Source organism: Streptomyces sp. TG1A-8 (assembly GCF_030499535.1).
In the GTDB taxonomy this organism is placed as follows: domain Bacteria; phylum Actinomycetota; class Actinomycetes; order Streptomycetales; family Streptomycetaceae; genus Streptomyces.
The window spans coordinates 2,194,189-2,216,175 of the sequence record NZ_JASTLB010000001.1 but is presented as its reverse complement, the minus strand read 5'-3'; the positions used below and the strand labels follow the sequence as shown (position 1 = coordinate 2,216,175).

Sequence of the window (21,987 nt, the reverse complement as noted above, 5' to 3'; positions counted from 1 at the left end):
CGGGCGGCCCACGGCCGCGCCGGGGGCGGGCCGGCGAACCGCCCGGGGCCCACGCGTCCCTGGTCGCCGGGGCGCCGGAGGCCGGCCCAGTCCTGTCGGGGACGCCACCGGTCCGCGGCGCGGCGTTCCACGTCGGCCCCCGCTCGGAACGCAGGATCTCCGCCCCGCCCCCGAAACCGGCGCGCCCGCTGCCGAACGGGTCCCCGGCGGAGCCGCTGAACTCCGGGCCGACGGTGAGCGGCCCGGTGACGCCGGGGACGGTCAGGGCGCCGGTGACGCGGCGGCCGTCGCCGCCCGGGGCCCGGCCCCGCTGGAGCGGGAGGTCATCGCCGGGAACTCCCCGGCCCCAAGAGGTCCGCGGTCCCCAGGTGGCCGCCGCGGTCGGCGTTGCCGGTGCCGGCATCAAGCGCACGGTACCGCGGCCCGCGCTCGCAGTGATCCCGTGCGCCCTCTAGCGGACGCGCGTAGAACTCGGGCACCATCGGCGTGCACCACCTGCACAGCCGCCCCACAGGAAGCACGGTCGACCGCAGGAAAGGCTCCCCATGAAGGTCACGAAGGTCCTGAAGACCCGCTCCGTCCTGACCGCACTCGCCCTCGTCGTCGCCCCCGGTGTCGCCGTCGTCGGCACCGCCACCGACGCCTTCGCCGTCACCAAGATCAGTCACGCGACCGCCACCGGGATGTTCCGCGACGTCGGCATCACCTGGTCGTCCTCGGGCAACTGCTCCGACCGCAACAACCCCACCTGTACGTCCTTCGACCAGCTCAACCTCTCCACGGCCCAGGGCGCCCAGACCCTCAAGGGGGCCAGCGGCTGCGCCCTGAACATCACCGGCGGCACCGAGACCGGGCACGCGTCGGGCACGTACTCCCACTGGAACGGCTACAAGCTCGACTACGGCAAGAACACCTGCATCACCTCGTACGTCAAGAACACCTTCACCTACATCGGCCTGCGCGGTGACGGCGCTCCCCAGTACAAGTCCGGCTCCGGCAACATCTACGCCGACGAGGGCAGCCACTGGGACGTCCTCTATTACAACTGCGGCGGCTGCTGAGCCGGCGGCGGTGACCGGTGGCACCGGCCGGCCCGTGCCGCCCGCCGGCACCGGACCGCCCGTGCCCGCCGCCGGGCCGCCACCGTGCCCGGTCCCGGCCCGACCGCCGCAGGCATCCGGGAGGCGGGTAGGGTGGGAGCCCCGGCCGCGGGCGCGCCGGTGCCCCGCAGGGGCGCGCCACCCCTCGCGCCGGCGGCCCGCCCGCACGGGACGGCCGCCGGACCTCGTCCGGGACCGCCCGGTCCGCTCGGCCCCGGGGGCCCGGCGACACCGTGGAGCCCGCGCGGCGGTCGGCCGTCCGAGGGTCCGTGTCACCCCGGGGATGGCATGCGCCACCCGTGAATGCGAGGTGGCGCTCGGGTGACGGCTTTGTGGTGCCCCCACAACGGCGATGCCCTCTGAGCAGTCGGAATGGCTGCATACCGCTGTGGTTCTGTTCAGTGGTACCAGGAAAACGGTCCGGAGACTGTACGGAGTCGACGGCTCGCTTTTCTCGGTGTCCTTCGTATGGTCGCTACATGACCGTTTTGGAAGAGACGACGGGTGAGCCGACCGGCGAGCCGGCGGACGCGCGCGGGCGGGTCGCCGAGTTGCACGAGATCCGTGCGCAGGCCGTGGCGGGCCCCAGCGAGAAGGCGACCGAGGCGCAGCACGCCAAGGGCAAGCTGACGGCACGGGAGCGCATCGAGCTGCTCCTGGACCCGGGTTCCTTCCAGGAGGTCGAGCAGCTGCGCCGGCACCGGGCGACCGGTTTCGGCCTGGAGTCGAAGAAGCCGTACACCGACGGTGTGGTCACCGGCTGGGGCACGGTCGAGGGCCGCACGGTCTTCGTGTACGCGCACGACTTCCGGATCTTCGGCGGCGCGCTGGGCGAGGCCCACGCCATCAAGATCCACAAAATCATGGACATGGCCATCGCGGCCGGTGCCCCGCTGGTCTCCCTGAACGACGGCGCGGGCGCCCGCATCCAGGAGGGCGTCAGCGCGCTGGCCGGTTACGGCGGCATCTTCCAGCGCAACACCCGGGCCTCCGGCGTCATCCCGCAGATCTCCGTCATGCTCGGCCCGTGCGCCGGCGGCGCCGCCTACTCGCCGGCCCTGACGGACTTCGTCTTCATGGTCCGCGAGACCTCGCAGATGTTCATCACCGGCCCGGACGTCGTCAAGGCGGTCACCGGTGAGGAGATCACCCAGAACGGCCTGGGCGGCGCGGACGTGCACGCCGAGACCAGCGGCGTCTGCCACTTCGCGTACGACGACGAGGAGACGTGCATCGCCGAGGTGCGCTACCTGCTGTCGCTGCTGCCGCAGAACAACCGTGAGAACCCGCCGCGGGTGGAGTGCTCCGACCCGGTGGAGCGCCGCTCCGACGTCCTCCTCGACCTGGTCCCGGCCGACGGCAACCGCCCGTACGACATGGCCAAGGTCATCGAGGAGATCGTCGACGACGGCGAGTACCTGGAGGTCCACGAGCGCTGGGCGCGCAACATCATCTGCGCCCTGGCCCGGCTCGACGGCCAGGTCGTCGGCATCATCGCCAACCAGCCCCAGGTGCTGGCGGGTGTCCTGGACATCGAGGCGAGCGAAAAAGCTGCGCGCTTCGTTCAGATGTGTGACGCTTTCAATGTCCCGATCGTCACCTTCCTGGACGTGCCGGGGTTCCTCCCCGGCGTGGACCAGGAGCACGGCGGCATCATCCGCCACGGCGCGAAGCTGCTGTACGCCTACTGCAACGCGACCGTGCCGCGGATTTCGCTGATCCTGCGCAAGGCGTACGGAGGTGCCTACATCGTCATGGACAGCCAGTCCATCGGCGCCGACCTCACCTACGCCTGGCCGACGAACGAGATCGCGGTGATGGGCGCCGAAGGCGCGGCCAACGTCATCTTCCGCCGGCAGATCGCCGAGGCCGAGGACCCCGAGGCGATGCGGCAGAAGATGGTCAAGGAGTACAAGGCCGAGCTGATGCACCCGTACTACGCGGCCGAGCGCGGTCTGGTCGACGACGTCATCGACCCGGCCGAGACCCGCGAAGTGCTGGTGAAGTCCCTGGCGATGCTGCAGTCCAAGCACGCCGACCTGCCCTCCCGCAAGCACGGCAACCCGCCGCAGTAACCGGGCGGACCCGCCGCGGCAACCCCGCGGACCCCTCTCTCACGGAGACCGACACCCATGAACACGCCCGACATCCGCGTCGAGAAGGGCCATGCCGAGCCCGAGGAAGTCGCCGCCCTCACGGCCGTCCTGCTGGCCCGCGCCGCCGCCCGCCCGACGGCCCCGGCCCACGGCGGTGGCCGCCCGAAGGCGGGCTGGCGCCGTCTGGAGCGCGAGCCCGGCTTCCGCGCACCGCACAGCTGGCACTAGGAGCGCACGTCAACGGTGAGAAGGGGCCCCTCGGTCGAGGGGCCCCTTCTCGGTGTGCGCGGCCGGCCGCCCGCGGTCCGGCACCGCCGGCCCGCGGGCGCCGGCACGGCGGACACGAGGGCGGCCCTCCCCGGGTACGAACCGGGGAGGGCCGCCCACCTGTCGGCTGCCGCCGGACTACCGCAGTCGTGCCATCAGGGCGTGCTCCACCAGCGTGATCAGCGCGCTCTTGGCGTCCGCGCGGTGGCGGGCGTCGGTCGTGATGATCGGGGTGTCGGGGCCGATCTGCAGGGCCTCGCGGACCTCGTCGGGCGAGTAGGGCTGCTGGCCGTCGAAGCCGTTGAGGGCGATGACGAAGGGCAGGCCGGAGTTCTCGAAGTAGTCGACCGCCGGGAAGCAGTCCGCGAGACGCCGGGTGTCCACCAGGACGATCGCGCCGATCGCGCCGCGCACCAGGTCGTCCCACATGAACCAGAACCGGTCCTGGCCGGGGGTGCCGAACAGGTACAGGATCAGGTCCTGGTCCAGGGTGATGCGGCCGAAGTCCATCGCCACCGTGGTGGTGGTCTTGTCCCCGGTGTGGGTGAGGTCGTCGATGCCTGCCGAAGCGGACGTCATGACGGCCTCCGTGCGCAGCGGGTTGATCTCCGAGACGGCGCCGACGAACGTGGTCTTGCCCACGCCGAAGCCGCCCGCCACCACGATCTTCGCGGAGGTGGTGGAGCGGGAAGGACCGCCGCTAGAGCTTGCGAAGTCCACTGAGCACCCTTTCGAGCAGTGTCACGTCTGGCTGGCCACCGGCGTTCTCGTCGCCGCCGGGCTGATGGATGGCGACCAGGCCTGCCTCCGCCAAGTCGGCGACGAGGATCCTGGCCACGCCGAGGGGAATCGTCAGCAGGGCCGAGATCTCGGCCACCGACTTGATCTCCCGGCACAGGTTGCAGATCCGCTGATGCTCGGGCAGCTGGCCCTGCATCTGGTGCGGAGCAGCGGTGGTGTGCACCAGCGCCTCGATGGCGAGCTGGTAGCGCGGGCGGGTCCGGCCGCCGGTCATGGCGTACGGACGCACCAGGGGGTTGTTCGCCGCCGGCGCCGGTTCGGGGCGGTGCGGCTGCACCGGCTGGATGCGCGGCGCGGGCGGCTGGTCGTACGGCGAAGGGCCGGGGCCCTGCGGGGCGTAGGGCCGGCGGTGGCGGGGGGTGGAGGGGACGTCGTACCAGGAGCCGTCGCCCGGGCCCTGGGCAGGGCCGTACGACCAGTTGTCCGAGTACGGACCGCCTGGGGGTGTTGCCACGTTCTCCTCCTCCGACTGCGCCGGGATCCATCCGTGTCGAGTCGCGTCCCGAAACCTTAAGGCCCCGGGACGCGAATACGCACCGTCCGATTACTAGTTGAGAAGGCTTCCCTGGAGCTCCGCGCGGAGATCCGGGGTGAGGACGGTGCCCGCGCGGTCCACCAGCAGGGCCATCTCGTACCCGATGAGACCGATGTCCGCCTCCGGGTGGGCCAGGACAGCGAGCGACGAACCGTCCGAGATGGACATGATGAAGAGGAACCCCCGCTCCATCTCCACAACCGTCTGGTTCACGCTGCCGCCCTCGAAGATACGCGAGGCGCCTGCCGTCAGAGACGTCAGACCGGAGGCGACGGCCGCGAGCTGGTCGGCGCGGTCGCGGGGAAAGCCTTCGGACATCGCCAGAAGGAGTCCGTCGGCGGAGACCACCACCGTGTGGGACACCCCCGGGGTGTTGTCCACGAAGTTGGTGATCAACCAGTTCAGGTTCTGTGCCGCCTGGCTCATCGGGCTCACACTAACGCTCCTGGTCGTAGGTGCTGTCAGGACCGAAGCCCTGGCCGTTCGTTTCACTGCCTGCGCTGCGTCCGCGCTGGACGCCGCGGCGCAGGTTGCTCAGCCTGCCCCGGATGTCCTCCGGGGCACGGGAGACCTGCGGGCCTCCCTGGGGAGTGCTCTCGGCGGTGCCCTCGACCAGGTTGGCCTTGGGCACGCGCCTGGGCAGGCCGGAGGCGGTGACCCCGCCTGCCTTGGGCTTCCGGAGCTGTGCGGCCTGCTGCCAGCGCTCGTCGTTGGCCGAACGCCAGTCGCCGTCGCCGCCCGGAGAGCCGTCCGGCGCGGGAGCCGGCGTTTCCCGCTGCACGCGCTCCGTGCCGTTCGAGCCGTTGGAACCGCCCGCGTGGGATCCGCGGCGGGGCAGCCCGGCGTCGGTCAGCCCGTGGGCGGCGGGAGAGGCCGGTCCCGGACGGTCGAAGCCTACGCCGTCGGGCTCGCTCGCGTCACCGGCCTGCGACGACTCCGTTTCCGGAGCGTACTGGGCCGGGGTGCCGTCGTGGTAGCCGTCCTGCCGGGGCCAGTCGTCCTGGTGGGCCGGAACCGGGGCCGGAGTCCGGTAGGAGCCGAAGGCGTCGGGCGCGGCGGCGTGCGCGGACCCGGCCTCCTCCCGGGCGGGCTCCGGGTACGCGACATCGGGGTAACCGCCGCCGTCGGAACCCGTCCCGTCCTGCGGCAGCCCGCCGTTCGGCGCGTAGTACTGCTCGGCGTACGGCGTTCCGTACGCCTCCCCGTACGCGCCGGTCGGCTGCTCCCCGTACGTCTGCCGGGGCTGCTCCGGGTACGCCTGCCGGCCGTCGTAGGCCGCCGGCTGCCCGGTGTAGCCCGTACCGCCGGCGTCGTAGCCCTGCGGTACGTCGAACTGGTCGCCGTAGGAGGGCTGTTCGGCGGTGTCCTGCTGCGGCTGGCCGTGGTCCTGGGCCTCCAGGGCCGCCCGGCGCTCCTCACGCATCAGCGAGCGGCCCACCGGGTCCAGTCCGCGGGCGCCGTCGGGGGCGTCGGTGTACCGGCTGTCGTCGAAGCCCAGTTCGGCCGCCGTGCGCATCGGCTGGAGCTGGTCGAAGCCCTCACCCGGGAACTGCTGCTCCGGGATGATCTGCGAGACGGTGAACTCCTCGCGGTCCAGCGGTGTCCCGCCGCTGCCGCCGTGCGTGATCGCGTCCGGCAGCATGACCAGCGAGGTCGTGCCGGCCTGCTCGCCCGAGGGGCGCAGCTGGACGCGGATGCCGTGCCGGTCGGACAGCCGGCCGACCACGAACAGGCCCATGCGCTGGGAGATCGCGACGTCCACGGTCGGCGGGTTGGCCAGCTTGTGGTTGATGTCCGCGAAGTCCTCGGCCGTCAGGCCGATGCCCTTGTCGTGGATCTCGATCATGATCCGGCCGTCGGGCAGCCGGGTGGCGGTGACACGGACCTTGGTCTGCGGGGAGGAGAACGTGGTGGCGTTCTCCAGCAGCTCGGCGAGCAGGTGCACGAGGTCGGTGACCGCGCGGCCGTGGATCTCGGCCTCCGGTACGCCGGACAGCTCGATGCGCTCGTACTGCTCCACCTCGGAGGAGGCGGCGCGCAGCACGTCGACCAGCGGCACCGGCTGGTCCCAGCGGCGGCCGGGCTCCTCGCCGGCGAGGACCAGCAGGTTCTCGCCGTTGCGGCGCATACGGGTGGCCAGGTGGTCCAGCTTGAAGAGGTTCTCCAGCTGGTCCGGGTCGGCCTCGTTGTTCTCCAGGTCGGTGATCAGGGTCAACTGGCCCTCGATCAGCGACTGGTTGCGCCGCGAGAGGTTGGTGAAGATCGCGTTGATGTTGCCCCGCAGCAGCGCCTGCTCGGACGCGAGCCGCACCGCCTCGCGGTGGACCTGGTCGAAGGCGCGGGCGACCTCGCCGATCTCGTCGGTCGAGGAGATCGGGATCGGCGCCACCCGGGTGTCCACCCGGCCCGGGTCGGTGCGGGAGAGCTGGTCGACCAGCATCGGCAGGCGCTGCTCGGCGATGCCGAAGGCGGCGTTGCGCAGCTGGCGCATCGAGCGGCTCATCTGGCGGGCCACGGCACCGGCCAGGACGAAGGCGAGCAGCAGGGCGATCACGACCACGGCACCGGTGATGAACGCGGAGGTCTTGGCGTCGTCGGCGATGTCGGAGGCCTCGTTCACGGCCCGGTCGGCCATGTCCGACTCGATCTGCCGGTAGGCCTTGTACTTGAGCGTGTTCACCGCCCACCAGTTGTCGGCGGTGATGCCCCGGGCGGCCAGGCCCCGGCGGGTGGCCGGAGCGGTGTCCTTCAGCGTCGCGAGCGCCGCGACCATCGTGGACGGGTTGGACGGCGGCGGGACGTAGTGCGGGTCCTCCCGCCCGGCCGCCGCGGCCTGCGCGGCACCGTCCGTCGCGATCTTCTTCTCGGCCGCGGTCAGCGTCGCCGCGTCGGCCGCGGTGCCACCGCCGAGGTACTCCTCGCGGGCGATCCGCTCCAGGTAGGCGTACGAGGACAGCGAGACGCGCTGGGTCGACAGGTTCGGGTCGTCCGGACCGGGCTTGATCAGCAGGTGCATGCCGATCGAGCGTTCCAGGGACAGCGCGGCCTTGGTGAGCGAGATGGCGTAGACGGTACGGCCGTAGGAGGTGATGTTGCCGGTGCCCAGACCGAGTTCGTTGGCGAACTCCATCAGGGGGTGGCTGACCTCGACGTAGCCCTCTTCGGTCTGCACGCCGGTGGCCTTGGCGGTGTACGCGGTCGTGCGCAGCGTCTGCAGCCGGGGCTCCACCTTGCGGAACAGGGACAGCCGGCGCTCCAGGCCGGACTTGTGCGGCATGTTCAGCGCCGCCCGGTCGAAGGCGTCGGCCGCCCGGTCGGTCTGCCTGCGGGCGTCGGTGACGGTCTGCTTGCCGTTGCCCAGCAGCAGCGGGGCCGCGGTGACGTCCCGTTCGGTTTCGAGGGCGTCGGCGTAGGTGAGGGCGGCGCGCACCAGACGGGCGGTGTTCTCCGCGTCCCGCGCCTCCTGCCAGGTGTCGATCGAGTTCTTCACCTGGAAGCCGCCCATGACGAGGCCGACCATCACGGGTATGAGCAGGATGGCGTTCAGCCGGGTCGGCACCCGCCAGTTGCGAGGGGAGAGACGCCCGCCGCCGCGCGCGGCAGTCGCCGTGGGCTCCGCGCCGGGTGTGCGGGTGGGCGCCGCAGCGCGCGGCGGCGGGGTGAAGTTGCCCCGCGCCGACGGCTCGGGACCGTTCTTGCTTCGCCTCACTCGACCAACAACCTCTCGGCGGTCGGCACCTACGTCGTGCCGCAGTCTCTCAGAGCCCGGTTCGCCACAGACCACTCTTGAGTACGTCTCGGACTGGGGGGCAGTTCAGGCATTCCAGCACGTCATCCAGCCCACTTCCAAACAGTGGAGAGCCCGGAACGCCATCCGGGTAAGGGGAAGATAAAACGGTCATACAGAGCGAGCGGCGCCAAAAGGCCGGACATCCGTGAGCATAGGGGCACCGCCCGACCGCGACGCGTGTCGATACCTCCCGATTCCTCTGCCGAAACGTTATGAACACCGGAGCCGGCCGTGTCCAAGGCCACAGCCGGCTCCGCGAGGTCCACCACAACTGCCTTGGCGCCCGTGTATTTGGGTGCTACCGCAGTCGTGCCATCAGGGCGTGCTCCACCAGCGTGATCAGCGCGCTCTTGGCGTCCGCGCGGTGGCGGGCGTCGGTCGTGATGATCGGGGTGTCGGGGCCGATCTGCAGGGCCTCGCGGACCTCGTCGGGCGAGTAGGGCTGCTGGCCGTCGAAGCCGTTGAGGGCGATGACGAAGGGCAGGCCGGAGTTCTCGAAGTAGTCGACCGCCGGGAAGCAGTCCGCGAGACGCCGGGTGTCCACCAGGACGATCGCGCCGATCGCGCCGCGCACCAGGTCGTCCCACATGAACCAGAACCGGTCCTGGCCGGGGGTGCCGAACAGGTACAGGATCAGGTCCTGGTCCAGGGTGATGCGGCCGAAGTCCATCGCCACCGTGGTGGTGGTCTTGTCCCCGGTGTGGGTGAGGTCGTCGATGCCCGCGCTCGCGGACGTCATGACGGCCTCCGTGCGCAGCGGGTTGATCTCCGAGACGGCGCCGACGAACGTGGTCTTGCCCACGCCGAAGCCGCCCGCCACCACGATCTTCGCGGAGGTGGTGGCCCGGCCCCCGTCAGAGCTTGCGAAGTCCACTGAGCACCCTTTCGAGCAGCGTCACGTCCGGAGCGCCGCCGTTGTTCTCGTCGCCACCAGGCTGGTGGATGGCGACCAGGCCGGCCTCGGCGAGGTCGGCGACCAGGATCCGGGCCACACCGAGCGGCATGGCCAGCAGCGCCGACACCTCCGCGACGGACTTGACCTCGCGGCACAGGTGGCAGATGCGCTGGTGTTCCGGGAGCAGTCCCATGAGCGCTGCCGGGTCGGCCGTGGTGCTGATCAGCGCCTCGATGGCGAGCTGGTAGCGCGGCCGGGTCCGACCACCGGTCATCGCGTACGGACGTACCAGTGGCTGGTCGCCCTCGTCTCCGTACGGTTCCGCGTACGGATCATGAGAGGCGGTGGGCGGGGTCATGAATCCTCCGGGCGGGACAGCAGGTCGGTCAGTCGTGCCGTCTGACGGGGCCGGTGGGGGGATTGTGGCGGCCGGACGGTGTTTTCGTGAGGCGGGTGGTGCCGGGGACGGTCAGTGGAGCAGACTGCCCTGGAGTTCGGCGCGCAGGTCCGGGGTGAGTACCGCACCCGCACGGTCGACGAGCAGTGCCATCTCGTAGCCGACGAGGCCGATGTCGCATTCCGGGTGGGCCAGGACCGCGAGGGACGACCCGTCGGAGACCGACATCAGGAAGAGGAACCCCCGCTCCATCTCGACGACCGTCTGCGACACGGTGCCGCCCTCGAAAATCCGGGACGCCCCGGCCGTCAGCGAGGTCAGCCCGGAGGCGACGGCCGCGAGCTGGTCGGCGCGGTCCCGCGGAAAGCCCTCGGACATCGCCAGCAGGAGGCCGTCGGCGGAGACCACCACCGTGTGCGACACCCCGGGGGTGTTGTCCACGAAGTTGGTGATCAACCAGTTCAGGTTCTGTGCCGCCTGGCTCATCGGACTCAACTAACGCTCCTGCTGGTGAGTGGGGCTCGGGAAGCTGCCGGTCTGGCCGCTGCCGGCCTGACGGCCCTGAGCGATGCCCCGACGGAGATTGGTCAGCCGGCCGCGTACGTCGTCAGGCGCACGCGAGACCTGCGGACCGGCTTGGTGCTGTTGCTGCTGGGCGGTGCCCGGGACGAGGTTCGCGCGGGGCACCCGGCGCGGCAGGCCGGAGGTGGTGACACCACCCGCCGCGGGCTGCCGCACGCGCTCGGCCTGCCGGACGAGTTCGTCGTTCGGCGAGGTGCGCCAGGAGCTGGTGGCGGAACGCTGGGGAGCCGGCGCCGGGGACTGCGGCTGCTGGGCGGGGGCGGCCGGCGCGGGGTCCGGCTGCCGTTCCTGCTGGCCGCCGTGGAACCAGTTGGTCTCCAGAGTGTCGTACAGCGGGGTCCGGCCGTCGCCCGGGCCGGTGGCCGGCGGCAGGGCCTCCGGCTCGTGGTGGACCGGGCGGGCCTGCGGGGCCTGCGGGCGCGGGCCGCCGAAGCCGTCCCGGCCGGGCGGCTGCGGCCGCTCGAACTGGCCCGTGCGCGAGGGGTCCCGGCGGCCGGGCAGCGCGTGCTGTCCGGTGGAGCCGGCGTCGAAGCCGCCGCCGAACCCGTTGTCGAACCCGCCGTCGTAGGCCTGCGGGGCCGCGAACCGTTCCGGGTCCTGCGCACCGCCCTGCTCCCCGGCGGCAGGGGAGCCGAAGACGTCCGAGCGCACGAACTCGCCGTTGCCCTGTTGGGTACCGGGCCGCTGGAACTGGCCGGTCTGCTGCGGGTTCTCGGTGCCCGGTCGCTGGAACTGGCCGGTGTTCTGGGAACCTTGGGTACCAGGACGGGCGAACTGGCCGGTTTGCTGCGGACCTTCCGGACCCGGGCTCTGGAACTGACCCGTCTGCTGGGGGTCCTCGGCGCCGGGACGGGCGAACTGGCCGGTTTGCCGGGAGCCGTTGACGCCGCTCAGGTCGGCGCGCGGGAACTCACCCGTCACGGCCGGACCCTGCGCGTCGATCCGCGGCATCTCCGCGGTCGAGCCCGGACCCTGCCGGTCGTCGATGCGCGGCATGGGCGCGGTCTGCGCCGGGTCCTGCTCGTCGTGACCGCGGGGGGCGTCCATCGAGGCGCGCGACGGCAGGGCGCCCCCGTTGTTCCAGTCCGCGGCGCGCGACTGCGCGGTGGCGCCGGGCAGTTCGGCCCGTGGACCGCCGCGCGGCGGCAGCTGCGGCTGGCGGCCCTGGTCGGGGGCGCCGGCACCACCACGGGTCGGGACCTGGCCGCGACCGCCGAAGAGGTCCTGCTGCGGACCGCCGGGCCGTGCGGCCTGCAGGTCCTGCCCGGCACCCGGCGCCCGGCCGCCGAAGCCGCCCGCGTCCGGACCGCCCGCGCCGAAGCCGCCGGCGCCGAAGCCGCCCGCACCGGAACCCGCCGGGACCGGCCGGTCCTGCTGCGGCGCACCGGCACCCGGACCCTGCGGACCACGCGCCCCGCCCGGCGCACCGGGACGGCCGCCCTGGCCGGCGCCGGGCAGCGCGGCCCGGGACCCCTGGCCGGCGCCGACCTGACCGCGCGCACCGGGACCGGCACCGAGACGTCCACCGCCGGCCGGCGCGCCGCCGAGGGCGCCGCCGTTGCGCCGGGCGGCGGCCGCCCCGGCCGCGGCCTGCGCGGCCGCCGGACCGCCGCCCGCCCCGGGGGCGCCGGGCTTGCCGGGAGCGGGCTTCTTGCCGCCCTGGGCCACGTCGACGGGCAGCATGACCAGCGCGGTCGTACCGCCGGAGTCCGACGGGCGCAGCTGGATGCGGATGCCGTGGCGCTGCGAGAGCCGGCCGACCACGAAGAGGCCCATGCGACGGGAGACCGAGACGTCCACGGTGGGCGGCGAGGCGAGCCGCTCGTTGATCGCCGCGAGGTCCTCGGGGGAGAGGCCGATGCCGGTGTCGTGGATCTCGATCAGCACCCGGCCATCGGGCAGCGCGTGGCCGGTGACCTTGACCTTGGTCTGCGGGGAGGAGAACGAGGTCGCGTTCTCCAGCAGCTCGGCGAGCAGGTGCACGAGGTCGTTGACGACGCGGCCGGCGACCTCGGTGGTCGGGACCGAGGCCAGCTCGATGCGCTCGTACTGCTCCACCTCGGAGGCGGCGGCACGGAGCACGTCGACCAGCGGGACCGGCCGGGTCCAGCGGCGGCCGGGCTCCTCGCCGGCGAGGACGAGGAGGTTCTCGCCGTTGCGGCGCATGCGGGTCGCGAGGTGGTCGAGCTTGAACAGCGAGGACAACTGGTCGGGGTCGGCCTCGCGGGACTCCAGCTCGGAGATCAGCGACAGCTGGCGCTGGATCAGGCCCTGGGAGCGGCGCGAGAGGTTGGTGAACATCGCGTTGACGTTGCCCCGCAGCAGGGCCTGCTCGGCGGCCAGGCGGACCGCCTCGCGGTGCACGTCGTCGAAGGCCGCGGCCACCTGGCCGATCTCGTCCCGGGAGTGCACGCCGACCGACTGCACGGAGGTGTCCACGTCCTGCGGGTCGGCCTCCGACAACTGCTTGACCAGTTCGGGCAGCCGGTCCTGGGCCACCTTGGTGGCGGTCTCCTGCAGCCGCCGCAGCGAGAGGATCATGGACCGGGCCACGACGAACGCGCCGACGAGCGAGATGCCGAGCACGAGCAGGATCAGCGCACCGGAGATGATCGCGTCGCGCTCGGAGGCGCTGCGCAGCTCGCGGGCCTTCTGCTCCATGTCCTCGAGCAGCGTGTGCTCGATCTTCTTCATCTGCTCGATCTTGGTCGAGCTGTCGTCCACCCAGTCGCGGTAGGAGCGGGCGGGCTGGTCGGTGAGACCGTCCGGGGAGGCCAGGGAGCGCTTGGCGTACAGGTCGGCCGACTCGATCGTCGGGTTGCCCTGCTCGATCGGCTTGAGGAGTTCCTCGGCGTTCTGGCTGGCGTAGATCTTCCGGAAGATCGCCAGCTCCGAGCCCTCGCTCTCGTACGCCGACTCGCCGTAGAGGCGGTCGTTCTCCGAGAGCTTGCCCTTCTTGGTGTTCGTGGAGTTCAGGGCCGCGGCGATGACGGCGCGCTGCACGGACGCGTACTCCTTGGCGGTGGAGAACGCGGCCAGGGCGCGGGTGCGCTCGATCATCTCCGGGTTGCTGGAGGCCTCCGCCATGGACTGGGAGAGGTCGATCAGCTGGGTGATCAGCCGGTGGTACGCCTCGATCGTCTGGGTCGAGTTCTGCTCCGACTGGTAGGCGCTGCTGCGCACCTTGGCCAGCGTGTCCAGCTGGCTGACCAGCCCGACCACGGTGTCGCGGACGCCCTGCAGGTGGCCGTTCCTGCTGGCGTCGTCGATCTCCTCGGTGGCGTCCTCGAAGTTCTGCCGGGCCCGGTCGGTCTTCTCCCGGTAGCCCTTGACGGTGTAGTCGCTGGCCTTCAGGCCGTGCGCCAGCGGACCGGCGGACTGGTCGCGCTCCTCCTGGAGCGCGGCGGCCAGCTCGGTGGCCCGCTTGGTCATGTCGGTCAGCAGCTTCATGTTGTCGAGCTGCTGGATGTCGTCCAAGGACTGGTTGATGCGCAGCGCGCCCAGCGAGGTCGCCGCGACCACCGGCAGTGCGAGCAGCGACACCAGGCGCGTGGAGATGCGCCAGTTGCGCAGGGCCAGGCGCGAGCCGGCGCCGGTCGGCGCCGTCTTGGCCGCCTTCGCGGACGGCGCGGGGCCGCCGGCCTTCGACGAACCCCTGGCAGACGACGCGCCGTGGCGCCCGGCGCCGTCGGCGGACGGGCCCGGACCCGGGTTCTGGGCGTGCTGGGGCGAGGAACCGCGGCCGGTCCCGCCGTGCGGCTCCGGCTCCGCCGAAGCACTGCCATCCCTCTTGAAACGTCCCTGCACTAGCGTCGCAACCTCTGGACCAGGCGCCCCTCCGCTCGCGGAGGGGCACGGTGTCGGCGTCGTGGAGAGCGCCCTGAATACGCCCCCCGTGTGGTCTTGAGTGACCGGCGCTGGTTCCCCCTGTCTGGCCGCCGCTCGGCGCTGCGTCGCGCCCCCTGCGCCGGTTCGTTCCCGCGGCGGTCCGTGGAATTCCAGCACAGTGCCGGATCTCCAACAAGGGCCGCGCCCCGAGCGGTGACCTCCGTGACGGAATGTGAGGACCGGATTACGAGGGGTGGAAGCCCATCTCGTCCAAAACGGTCTTTCTCCTGCGAGTCGTCGTCGGGCGTCCGCTGTCCCAGTCGCCATGATCAGGAGCGGAATGAGAGCTTCACGCGCGCAATGTCCGTTTCCTCGAGGGCGGTTGTCGGCCGGGATTGACGGTTTTGTCCTTCGATTCGTGAGCAAACTCACACATCGATCATGGGAAGTTCGCAGGGATGACGGGGAAACGGATGTTTAGCCTGACGCTTTGCAAGATGGCGCGCCCTGCCAACCCGATGCGACGAGGTCACAGGACACAACGGTGAAGACGACGATGATGTTCCGCACCACAGCCAACCCGCGGCGCACGACCCTGGCACACCTGAAGGACGCTGAGCAGCTGCAGATGCCCGAGCTGCCGGAGCACCGCGTCGACCTCCCCGCCCAGACGGCGAACCCCAGGCGCACCGTGCTGATGGAGGTTCCGGTCCAGGCGGCGGCCGACGAGTGACGAACGGGCGGCACGCCCGTGGGGCGCGGCCGGGGGACCACCCGCCTCGTGGTGGTCCCCCGGCCGCGCCCCTTATATCTTTTCCGGTGCCCGCCGTCCGGCCCCGCCGCCCGCGCCCGGCCCCGGCACTGCGGTTCCCCCTTCTCCGCTCTCTTCCGTCCTTCCCCTCTTCCCCCCTCCCCGTGGCGTCCGCCGCGACTCCACACGTCCTCCTCCGACCCCGCGAGGATGGCGTCCGGAGCCCCGTGTGCGCGGCCGTACGGCCGTGACCGGCGTCGTTGCCGTGGCCGCGGGCGCCGTGGCGGCGGGGGAACGGGACTTTCCGGGCGGCGGGAGTCCGGAATCCGGCGTCCGGACACGCGGGAACTCCGCGCCGGAACGACCCCCGCCGCCACGCCGCACCGACCGACCGCCGGGCCGCCCGACCGGTTAACCTGGGGCGTCAGTACGCCGGTTCTCATGAGGGGCGCAAGGATCCCGTGCGCATCGCCAGGTTCTCCATCGACGGGAACGTCGCCTTCGGCGCGGTCGAGGGCGACAAGCAGGACGAACTCGTCCTCGACATCATCAGGGGCATCCCGTTCGCGGACTACGAGCTGTCCGGGACGAAGGTGCCGCTGAGCAAGGTCAGGCTGCTCCCCCCGGTGCTCCCCAACAAGGTCGTGGCGTTCGGCCGCAACTACGCCGACCACGCCAAGGAGCTGGGCAACGAGGTGCCCGAGGTCCCGTTCGCCTTCTTCAAGCCGTCCACCTCGGTCACCGGGCCCGGCGACGACATCCAGTACCCGCCGTTCTCCGAGGAGCTGCACCACGAGGCCGAGCTGGCCGTCGTCATCGGCCGCATGTGCCGGGAGGTCCCGCGCGAGCGCGTCAAGGACGTCGTCTTCGGATACACCTGCGCCAACGACGTCACCGCCCGCGACGTGCAGCGGCGCGAGAAGCAGTGGGCCCGCGCCAAGGGCTTCGACACCTCCTGCCCGCTCGGCCCCTGGGTGGAGACGGACCTGGACCTGGACCGCGCGAACGACCTGACCGTCCAGCTCACCGTCAACGGTGAACAGCGCCAGCTGGGCCGCACGAGCGAGATGATCCACTCCATCGAGGACCTGGTCGTCAACATCTCCGAGGCCATGACCCTGCTCCCCGGTGACGTCATCCTCACCGGCACCCCCGCGGGGGTCGGCCCCCTGAACGTCGGCGACGAGGTCGCCGTCACCATCGAAGGCATCGGCACTCTCACCAACAAGGTTGTCAAGCGTGGCTAGCGCACCCGGCTCCCCCGTACGCGTCCGTTTCTGCCCCTCGCCCACCGGTAACCCCCACGTGGGCCTGGTCCGCACCGCCCTGTTCAACTGGGCGTTCGCCCGGCACCACCAGGGCACCCTGGTCTTCCGCATCGAGGACACCGACGCGGCCCGCGACTCGGAGGAGTCGTACGACCAGCTGCTCGACGCGATGCGCTGGCTCGGCTTCGACTGGGACGAGGGCCCCGAGATCGGCGGCCCGCACGCGCCCTACCGCCAGTCGCAGCGCATGGACCTGTACGCCGACGTCGCCCGCAAGCTGCTCGACGGCGGCTACGCCTACCACTGCTACTGCTCCCAGGAGGAGCTCGACACCCGCCGCGAGGCCGCCCGCGCCGCCGGCCGACCCTCCGGCTACGACGGCCACTGCCGTGACCTGAGCGCCGAGCAGGCCGAGCGGTACCGGGCCCAGGGCCGCACCCCGATCGTCCGCTTCCGCATGCCCGACGAGGCGATCACCTTCACCGACCTGGTCCGCGGCGAGATCACGTACCTCCCCGAGAACGTCCCGGACTACGGCATCGTCCGCGCGAACGGCGCCCCGCTGTACACGCTGGTCAACCCGGTCGACGACGCCCTGATGGAGATCACCCACGTCCTGCGCGGCGAGGACCTGCTCTCCTCCACCCCCCGGCAGATCGCCCTGTACAAGGCACTGATCGAACTGGGCGTCGCCAAGGAGATCCCCCGCTTCGGGCACCTGCCGTACGTGATGGGCGAGGGCAACAAGAAACTCTCCAAGCGCGACCCGCAGGCCTCGCTCAACCTCTACCGCGAGCAGGGCTTCCTGCCCGAGGGCCTGCTCAACTACCTGTCGCTGCTCGGCTGGTCGCTCTCCGCCGACCGGGACGTCTTCTCCGTCGACGAGGTGGTCGCGGCCTTCGACATCGCCGACGTCAACCCCAACCCGGCGCGCTTCGACCTGAAGAAGTGCGAGGCGATCAACGCCGACCACGTCCGCATGCTCGACGTGAAGGACTTCACCGAGCGCTGCCGGACGTGGCTGAAGGCCCCGTTCGCCCCCTGGGCGCCGGAGGACTTCGACGAGGTCAAGTGGCAGGCGATCGCCCCGCACGCCCAGACCCGCCTCAAGGTCCTCTCCGAGATCACCGACAACGTCGACTTCCTCTTCCTGCCGGAGCCGGTCTTTGACGAGGCGAGCTGGACGAAGGCGATGAAGGAGGGCAGCGACGCCCTGCTGCGCACGGCCCGCGAGAAGCTTCGGTCCGCGGACTGGGCGTCGGCCGAGTCCCTCAAGGAGGCCGTCCTGGCCGCCGGCGAGGCCCACGGTCTGAAGCTGGGCAAGGCCCAGGCGCCGGTCCGCGTCGCCGTCACCGGCCGCACGGTCGGCCTGCCCCTCTTCGAGTCCCTGGAGGTCCTGGGCAAGGAGAAGACGCTGGCCAGGATCGACGCCGCGCTGGCGAAGCTGGCTTCGTAACCGGCACCACGCCGTGAGGGGCGGTACCCGGATCTCCGGGCGCCGCCCCTCCGCCGTGGCGGCGGACGGCCGGCCGCCGCGGAGGTGCCGGGCCGCCGCGCCGGCCGCCCGTGCCCGCCTCCTGCGGGCCGGGAACCGCGTCGCCGAACTCCCCGCGCCACCCGCTCCGGATACTCGTTTTGGAGCCCCGTCCACCTTCGGGTAATGTTCTTCCTGCGCCGCCGGGGAGCGGGCCGAGAGGCCGGGATCCGGAGGAGCGATCTAGAACGAGGTCCCCGCGAGGGATTGAGTTCCAGTGGCCTATGGTGTAATTGGCAGCACGACTGATTCTGGTTCAGTTAGTCTTGGTTCGAGTCCAGGTAGGCCAGCTCGCAGAGCTCATCTGCAAAGCCCCCGTTGTGTAGCGGCCTAGCACGCTGCCCTCTCAAGGCAGTAGCGCCGGTTCGAATCCGGTCGGGGGTACTGGTTCCGATCAAGTCGGAATCGCTAGGGCCCCCGTTGTGTAGCGGCCTAGCACGCCGCCCTCTCAAGGCGGTAGCGCCGGTTCGAATCCGGTCGGGGGTACGACTGGTCTAAACCATCATTGGTCTATGGTGTAATTGGCAGCACGACTGATTCTGGTTCAGTTAGTCTTGGTTCGAGTCCAGGTAGACCAGCTCGGATCTGCGGAAACGCAAGATCCTCGCCCCCGTTGTGTAGCGGCCTAGCACGCCGCCCTCTCAAGGCGGTAGCGCCGGTTCGAATCCGGTCGGGGGTACGTGATCGGAAGGGCCCTCCCCGGGAGGGCCCTTCCGCGTGTACACCTCACTTCCCCGAAACGCCGGCGCGACCCCTCGGTCTCCGCCGACCGGCGCGGACCGAGCGGTACCGGCTCGTACGGCGCGGTCGGCGCCACCGCCTCCACCTGCTCCTCCGGGCAGTGGTGCACGACGAGGCGCGGGTCCGCGGCGGCGGTCCCCTCCGCCGCGCGGCTCCGGGTCCACCACGGCGCACGGGTGCCCGGGACGACGGGGAGGGCCTGCCGCGGCGTTGGGGCCCGCCCTCCCCGGAGCCCGGAGCGGTGCGGCTCAGCCGCCCGAGCGGCGCAGGGCCTCCGACAGGCGGGACGCGGCGTCGATGACCGCCTGGGCGTGCATGCGGCCCGGGTGGCGCGACAGGCGCTCGATGGGGCCGGAGACGGACACGGCGGCCACCACGCGGTTGGACGGGCCCCGCACGGGCGCGGAGACGGAGGCCACGCCCGGCTCGCGCTCGCCGATGGACTGGGCCCAGCCGCGCCGCCGCACGCCCGACAGGGCCGTCGCCGTGAAGCGGGCGCCCTGCAGGCCGCGGTGCAGGCGCTCCGGCTCCTCCCAGGCGAGCAGGATCTGCGCCGAGGAGCCGGCCTTCATGGTCAGGGTGGAGCCGACCGGCACCGTGTCCCGCAGGCCGGACAGGCGCTCCGCGGCGGCCACGCAGATGCGCATGTCGCCCTGGCGCCGGTAGAGCTGGGCGCTCTCGCCGGTGATGTCCCTCAGGTGCGTGAGCACCGGGCCGGCGGTGGCCAGGAGGCGGTCCTCACCCGCGGCCGCGGCCAGTTCCGCCAGGCGCGGGCCGAGGATGAACCGGCCCTGCATGTCGCGTGCCACCATGCGGTGGTGTTCCAGGGCCACGGCCAGGCGGTGGGCCGTGGGTCGTGCCAGTCCGGTGGCCCCGACCAGACCCGCGAGGGTGGCCGGGCCGGACTCCAGGGCGCTCAGGACGAGGGCCGCCTTGTCCAGAACGCCGACGCCGCTGCTGTTGTCCATGCAACGATACTCACGTCTCACTCTGTGAAACGCAAGTTCAATTTTCGGTGGAACGCGCCACCCTGGAACCACACAGTGGCCCGTGTACCGCAAGGGCCCGGCGGCGGACGCCCGGATCAGGGGCGGCCCGGCCGCGCACCGGGGGGCCGCCCGCCTCCTCAAGATCTCTAGTTGGGCCGGTGGACGCTCGCCGGCCGGAGGGAAAGCGATGGGTAGGACACTCGCGGAGAAGGTCTGGGACGACCACGTCGTCCGGCGCGCCGAGGGCGAGCCCGACCTCCTCTACATCGATCTGCACCTGCTGCACGAGGTGACCAGCCCGCAGGCCTTCGACGGTCTGCGCAAGAGCGGCCGGACGGTGCGCCGTCTCGACCTCACCATCGCGACCGAGGACCACAACACCCCGACCCTCGACATCGACAAGCCCGTCGCCGACCCGGTCTCCCGCGCCCAGCTGGAGACGCTGCGCAGGAACTGCGCCGAGTTCGGCGTGCGCCTGCACCCGCTCGGCGACGTCGAGCAGGGCGTCGTGCACGTCGTCGGCCCGCAGCTGGGCCTGACCCAGCCCGGCACGACCGTGGTCTGCGGCGACTCGCACACCTCCACGCACGGTGCCTTCGGCGCCCTGGCGTTCGGCATCGGCACCTCGCAGGTCGAGCACGTGCTGGCCACCCAGACGCTGCCCATGGCCCGCCCCAGGACCATGGCGATCACCGTCGAGGGCGAGCTGCCCGAGGGCGTCACCGCCAAGGACCTGATCCTGGCGATCATCGCGCGGATCGGCACGGGCGGCGGCCAGGGCTACGTCCTGGAGTACCGCGGCTCCGCCATCGAGAAGCTCTCGATGGAGGCCCGGATGACCGTCTGCAACATGTCCATCGAGGCCGGTGCCCGTGCGGGCATGATCGCCCCCGACGAGACGACGTTCGCCTACCTCAAGGGCCGCCCGCACGCCCCCGAGGGCGCGGACTGGGACGCCGCGGTCGCGTACTGGAGCACCCTGCGCACCGACGAGGACGCCGTCTTCGACGCCGAGGTCGTCATCGACGCCTCCGAACTGTCGCCGTTCGTCACCTGGGGCACCAACCCCGGCCAGGGCGCGCCGCTTTCGGCGTCCGTCCCCGACCCGGCTTCGTACGAAGACGCATCGGAGCGCCTCGCCGCCGAAAAGGCCCTGGAGTACATGGGGTTGGAGGCCGGCCAGCCGCTGCGCTCGGTCAGTGTGGACACCGTCTTCGTAGGCTCCTGCACCAACGGCCGCATCGAGGACCTGCGGGCGGCCGCCGACGTCGTCAAGGGCCGCAAAGTCGCCGACGGCGTACGGATGCTGGTCGTGCCGGGCTCCGCGCGCGTGGGTCTGCAGGCCGTCTCCGAGGGCCTGGACGTGGTCTTCAAGGAGGCCGGCGCCGAGTGGCGGCACGCGGGCTGCTCGATGTGCCTGGGCATGAACCCCGACCAGCTCGCCCCGGGCGAGCGCTCCGCCTCCACCTCCAACCGCAACTTCGAGGGCCGGCAGGGCAAGGGCGGCCGCACCCACCTGGTGTCGCCGCAGGTCGCGGCGGCGACCGCGGTCCTGGGCCACCTGGCCTCGCCCGCCGACCTGTCCGACGCCCCCGCGCCTGCTGGAGTCTGAGAATCATGGAAGCGTTCACCACCCACACCGGCCGGGCCGTCCCGCTGCGCCGCAGCAACGTCGACACCGACCAGATCATCCCCGCCCACTGGCTCAAGAAGGTGACCCGGGACGGGTTCGAGGACGGGCTGTTCGAGGCCTGGCGCAAGGACCCCGGCTTCATCCTCAACCACCCCGAGCGGCAGGGCGCCACGGTGCTGGTGGCCGGCCCCGACTTCGGCACCGGCTCCTCCCGCGAGCACGCCGTCTGGGCGCTGCAGAACTACGGCTTCAAGACCGTGATCTCGGCCCGCTTCGCGGACATCTTCCGGGGCAACTCGCTGAAGAACGGCCTGCTCACGGTGGTGCTGGACCAGCAGGTCGTCGACGCGCTGTGGGAGCTCACGGAGCAGGACCCCACCGCGGAGATCACCGTGGACCTGCAGACGCGCGAGGTGCGCGCCGAGGGCATCACCGCCCCCTTCGAGCTGGACGAGAACTCCCGCTGGCGACTGCTCAACGGCCTGGACGACATCTCCATCACCCTGCAGGCCGAGGGAGACATCGCGGCCTACGAGACCGGGCGGCCCTCCCACAAGCCGCGCACCCTCCGGGTCTGATCCGGAACCGGCCCGGCTTCGATCTTGAGCCGGTCCGGCTCCGGCCCGGGCCCCGGCCGGTCGAGTTTCGGCCACCCCAACACCCCGTCCGTACCCCCGATCGCCACGATTGGGGGTACAGCCATGTCTGCACCCGAACAGCCCCGCCCGCCCCCGGCGCTCCGGCCAACTCCCCAGGTTAGCGGGGATGTTGGCCGGGTAC

17 protein-coding genes and 5 tRNA genes are annotated in these 21,987 nt (G+C 71.7%); 13 read left to right on the top strand and 9 right to left on the bottom strand.

Translation table 11 applies throughout. The annotated features are described in order from the left end of the window. The first annotated feature begins 545 nt into the window (after positions 1 to 545). The 3 genes from QQY24_RS09195 to QQY24_RS09185 all read left to right on the top strand — a co-directional run bounded on the left by QQY24_RS09195 (position 546) and on the right by QQY24_RS09185 (position 3,424). Complete coding sequence (locus QQY24_RS09195) at positions 546 to 1,061, top strand: hypothetical protein (protein WP_301972174.1); 516 nt, start codon at positions 546 to 548, stop codon at positions 1,059 to 1,061. A gap of 518 nt (positions 1,062 to 1,579) precedes the next feature. Beyond that, complete coding sequence (locus tag QQY24_RS09190; RefSeq protein WP_301972173.1) at positions 1,580 to 3,175, top strand: acyl-CoA carboxylase subunit beta; 1,596 nt, start codon at positions 1,580 to 1,582, stop codon at positions 3,173 to 3,175. Positions 3,176 to 3,232: 57 nt separating this feature from the next. Next, on the top strand, positions 3,233 to 3,424 hold the full coding sequence (locus QQY24_RS09185; protein WP_301972172.1) for an acyl-CoA carboxylase epsilon subunit: 192 nt from the start codon (positions 3,233 to 3,235) through the stop codon (positions 3,422 to 3,424). Positions 3,425 to 3,601: 177 nt separating this feature from the next. On the opposite strand, the gene QQY24_RS09180 is transcribed toward QQY24_RS09185, so the two are convergent. The 8 genes from QQY24_RS09180 to QQY24_RS09145 all read right to left on the bottom strand — a co-directional run bounded on the left by QQY24_RS09180 (position 3,602) and on the right by QQY24_RS09145 (position 14,270). Then, the gene (locus QQY24_RS09180) at positions 3,602 to 4,183 is read right to left on the bottom strand and encodes an ATP/GTP-binding protein (protein WP_093769009.1); all 582 of its coding nucleotides are present in this window, start codon (positions 4,181 to 4,183) and stop codon (positions 3,602 to 3,604) included. Beyond that, complete coding sequence (locus QQY24_RS09175) at positions 4,164 to 4,718, bottom strand: DUF742 domain-containing protein (RefSeq protein ID WP_301972171.1); 555 nt, start codon at positions 4,716 to 4,718, stop codon at positions 4,164 to 4,166. The genes QQY24_RS09180 and QQY24_RS09175 overlap by 20 nt, the downstream gene beginning before the upstream one ends. Positions 4,719 to 4,811: 93 nt before the next feature. Then, on the bottom strand, positions 4,812 to 5,225 hold the full coding sequence (locus QQY24_RS09170; protein WP_004983065.1) for a roadblock/LC7 domain-containing protein: 414 nt from the start codon (positions 5,223 to 5,225) through the stop codon (positions 4,812 to 4,814). Between the two features lie 10 nt (positions 5,226 to 5,235). Beyond that, positions 5,236 to 8,508: a nitrate- and nitrite sensing domain-containing protein gene (locus QQY24_RS09165; protein WP_301972170.1), complete on the bottom strand. Its 3,273-nt coding sequence runs from the start codon at positions 8,506 to 8,508 to the stop codon at positions 5,236 to 5,238. 379 nt (positions 8,509 to 8,887) lie between these two features. Continuing rightward, positions 8,888 to 9,463 carry an ATP/GTP-binding protein gene (locus QQY24_RS09160; protein ID WP_030937832.1) on the bottom strand — a complete coding sequence of 192 codons (576 nt, stop codon included), beginning with the start codon at positions 9,461 to 9,463 and terminating at the stop codon, positions 8,888 to 8,890. Then, on the bottom strand, positions 9,444 to 9,842 hold the full coding sequence (locus QQY24_RS09155; protein WP_019058642.1) for a DUF742 domain-containing protein: 399 nt from the start codon (positions 9,840 to 9,842) through the stop codon (positions 9,444 to 9,446). The genes QQY24_RS09160 and QQY24_RS09155 overlap by 20 nt, the downstream gene beginning before the upstream one ends. A 111-nt stretch (positions 9,843 to 9,953) precedes the next feature. After that, positions 9,954 to 10,367 (bottom strand): roadblock/LC7 domain-containing protein, encoded by a 414-nt coding sequence (locus tag QQY24_RS09150; protein WP_070022333.1) that lies wholly within the window; start codon positions 10,365 to 10,367, stop codon positions 9,954 to 9,956. Between the two features lie 9 nt (positions 10,368 to 10,376). Continuing rightward, positions 10,377 to 14,270, bottom strand: coding sequence for a nitrate- and nitrite sensing domain-containing protein (locus tag QQY24_RS09145; RefSeq protein WP_301972169.1), 3,894 nt, complete (start codon positions 14,268 to 14,270; stop codon positions 10,377 to 10,379). A gap of 565 nt (positions 14,271 to 14,835) precedes the next feature. On the opposite strand from QQY24_RS09145, the gene QQY24_RS09140 reads away from it, so the two are divergent. The 8 genes from QQY24_RS09140 to QQY24_RS09105 all read left to right on the top strand — a co-directional run bounded on the left by QQY24_RS09140 (position 14,836) and on the right by QQY24_RS09105 (position 18,523). Next, on the top strand, positions 14,836 to 15,024 hold the full coding sequence (locus QQY24_RS09140; protein WP_301972168.1) for a hypothetical protein: 189 nt from the start codon (positions 14,836 to 14,838) through the stop codon (positions 15,022 to 15,024). A 479-nt stretch (positions 15,025 to 15,503) separates the two neighbouring features. Next, positions 15,504 to 16,289 carry a fumarylacetoacetate hydrolase family protein gene (locus tag QQY24_RS09135; protein ID WP_301972167.1) on the top strand — a complete coding sequence of 262 codons (786 nt, stop codon included), beginning with the start codon at positions 15,504 to 15,506 and terminating at the stop codon, positions 16,287 to 16,289. Next, positions 16,282 to 17,766: a glutamate--tRNA ligase gene (gltX, locus tag QQY24_RS09130; protein WP_301972166.1), complete on the top strand. Its 1,485-nt coding sequence runs from the start codon at positions 16,282 to 16,284 to the stop codon at positions 17,764 to 17,766. The genes QQY24_RS09135 and gltX overlap by 8 nt, the downstream gene beginning before the upstream one ends. A 296-nt stretch (positions 17,767 to 18,062) precedes the next feature. After that, positions 18,063 to 18,134: transfer RNA gene (locus QQY24_RS09125), tRNA-Gln, on the top strand. 21 nt (positions 18,135 to 18,155) lie between these two features. Then, positions 18,156 to 18,228 (top strand) — tRNA-Glu (locus QQY24_RS09120). Between the two features lie 29 nt (positions 18,229 to 18,257). Next, positions 18,258 to 18,330: transfer RNA gene (locus QQY24_RS09115), tRNA-Glu, on the top strand. 20 nt (positions 18,331 to 18,350) lie between these two features. Then, positions 18,351 to 18,422 (top strand) — tRNA-Gln (locus tag QQY24_RS09110). A 28-nt stretch (positions 18,423 to 18,450) separates the two neighbouring features. Next, positions 18,451 to 18,523, top strand: a tRNA-Glu gene (locus QQY24_RS09105). A gap of 310 nt (positions 18,524 to 18,833) precedes the next feature. Here QQY24_RS09105 and ndgR read toward each other — a convergent pair. Beyond that, positions 18,834 to 19,553: an IclR family transcriptional regulator NdgR gene (ndgR, locus tag QQY24_RS09100; RefSeq protein WP_301972165.1), complete on the bottom strand. Its 720-nt coding sequence runs from the start codon at positions 19,551 to 19,553 to the stop codon at positions 18,834 to 18,836. A gap of 208 nt (positions 19,554 to 19,761) precedes the next feature. Here ndgR and leuC point away from each other — a divergent pair, with 208 nt between their 5' ends. Both leuC and leuD read left to right on the top strand, forming a co-directional pair. Further along, positions 19,762 to 21,186 (top strand): 3-isopropylmalate dehydratase large subunit, encoded by a 1,425-nt coding sequence (leuC, locus tag QQY24_RS09095; RefSeq protein WP_301972164.1) that lies wholly within the window; start codon positions 19,762 to 19,764, stop codon positions 21,184 to 21,186. A gap of 5 nt (positions 21,187 to 21,191) precedes the next feature. Further along, on the top strand, positions 21,192 to 21,785 hold the full coding sequence (gene leuD, locus QQY24_RS09090; protein ID WP_301972163.1) for a 3-isopropylmalate dehydratase small subunit: 594 nt from the start codon (positions 21,192 to 21,194) through the stop codon (positions 21,783 to 21,785). Positions 21,786 to 21,987: the final 202 nt, after the last annotated feature.

Excerpts from the sequence above, each read along its gene's own strand:
- QQY24_RS09150 (WP_070022333.1), bottom strand. The coding sequence starts at position 10,367 with ATGAGCCAGGCGGCACAGAACCTGAACTGGTTGATCACCAACTTCGTG.
- QQY24_RS09190 (WP_301972173.1), top strand. The coding sequence starts at position 1,580 with ATGACCGTTTTGGAAGAGACGACGGGTGAGCCGACCGGCGAGCCGGCG.
- leuC (WP_301972164.1), top strand. The coding sequence starts at position 19,762 with ATGGGTAGGACACTCGCGGAGAAGGTCTGGGACGACCACGTCGTCCGG.
- QQY24_RS09170 (WP_004983065.1), bottom strand. The coding sequence starts at position 5,225 with ATGAGCCAGGCGGCACAGAACCTGAACTGGTTGATCACCAACTTCGTG.
- QQY24_RS09155 (WP_019058642.1), bottom strand. The coding sequence starts at position 9,842 with ATGACCCCGCCCACCGCCTCTCATGATCCGTACGCGGAACCGTACGGA.
- QQY24_RS09195 (WP_301972174.1), top strand. The coding sequence starts at position 546 with ATGAAGGTCACGAAGGTCCTGAAGACCCGCTCCGTCCTGACCGCACTC.
- QQY24_RS09185 (WP_301972172.1), top strand. The coding sequence starts at position 3,233 with ATGAACACGCCCGACATCCGCGTCGAGAAGGGCCATGCCGAGCCCGAG.
- ndgR (WP_301972165.1), bottom strand. The coding sequence starts at position 19,553 with ATGGACAACAGCAGCGGCGTCGGCGTTCTGGACAAGGCGGCCCTCGTC.
- leuD (WP_301972163.1), top strand. The coding sequence starts at position 21,192 with ATGGAAGCGTTCACCACCCACACCGGCCGGGCCGTCCCGCTGCGCCGC.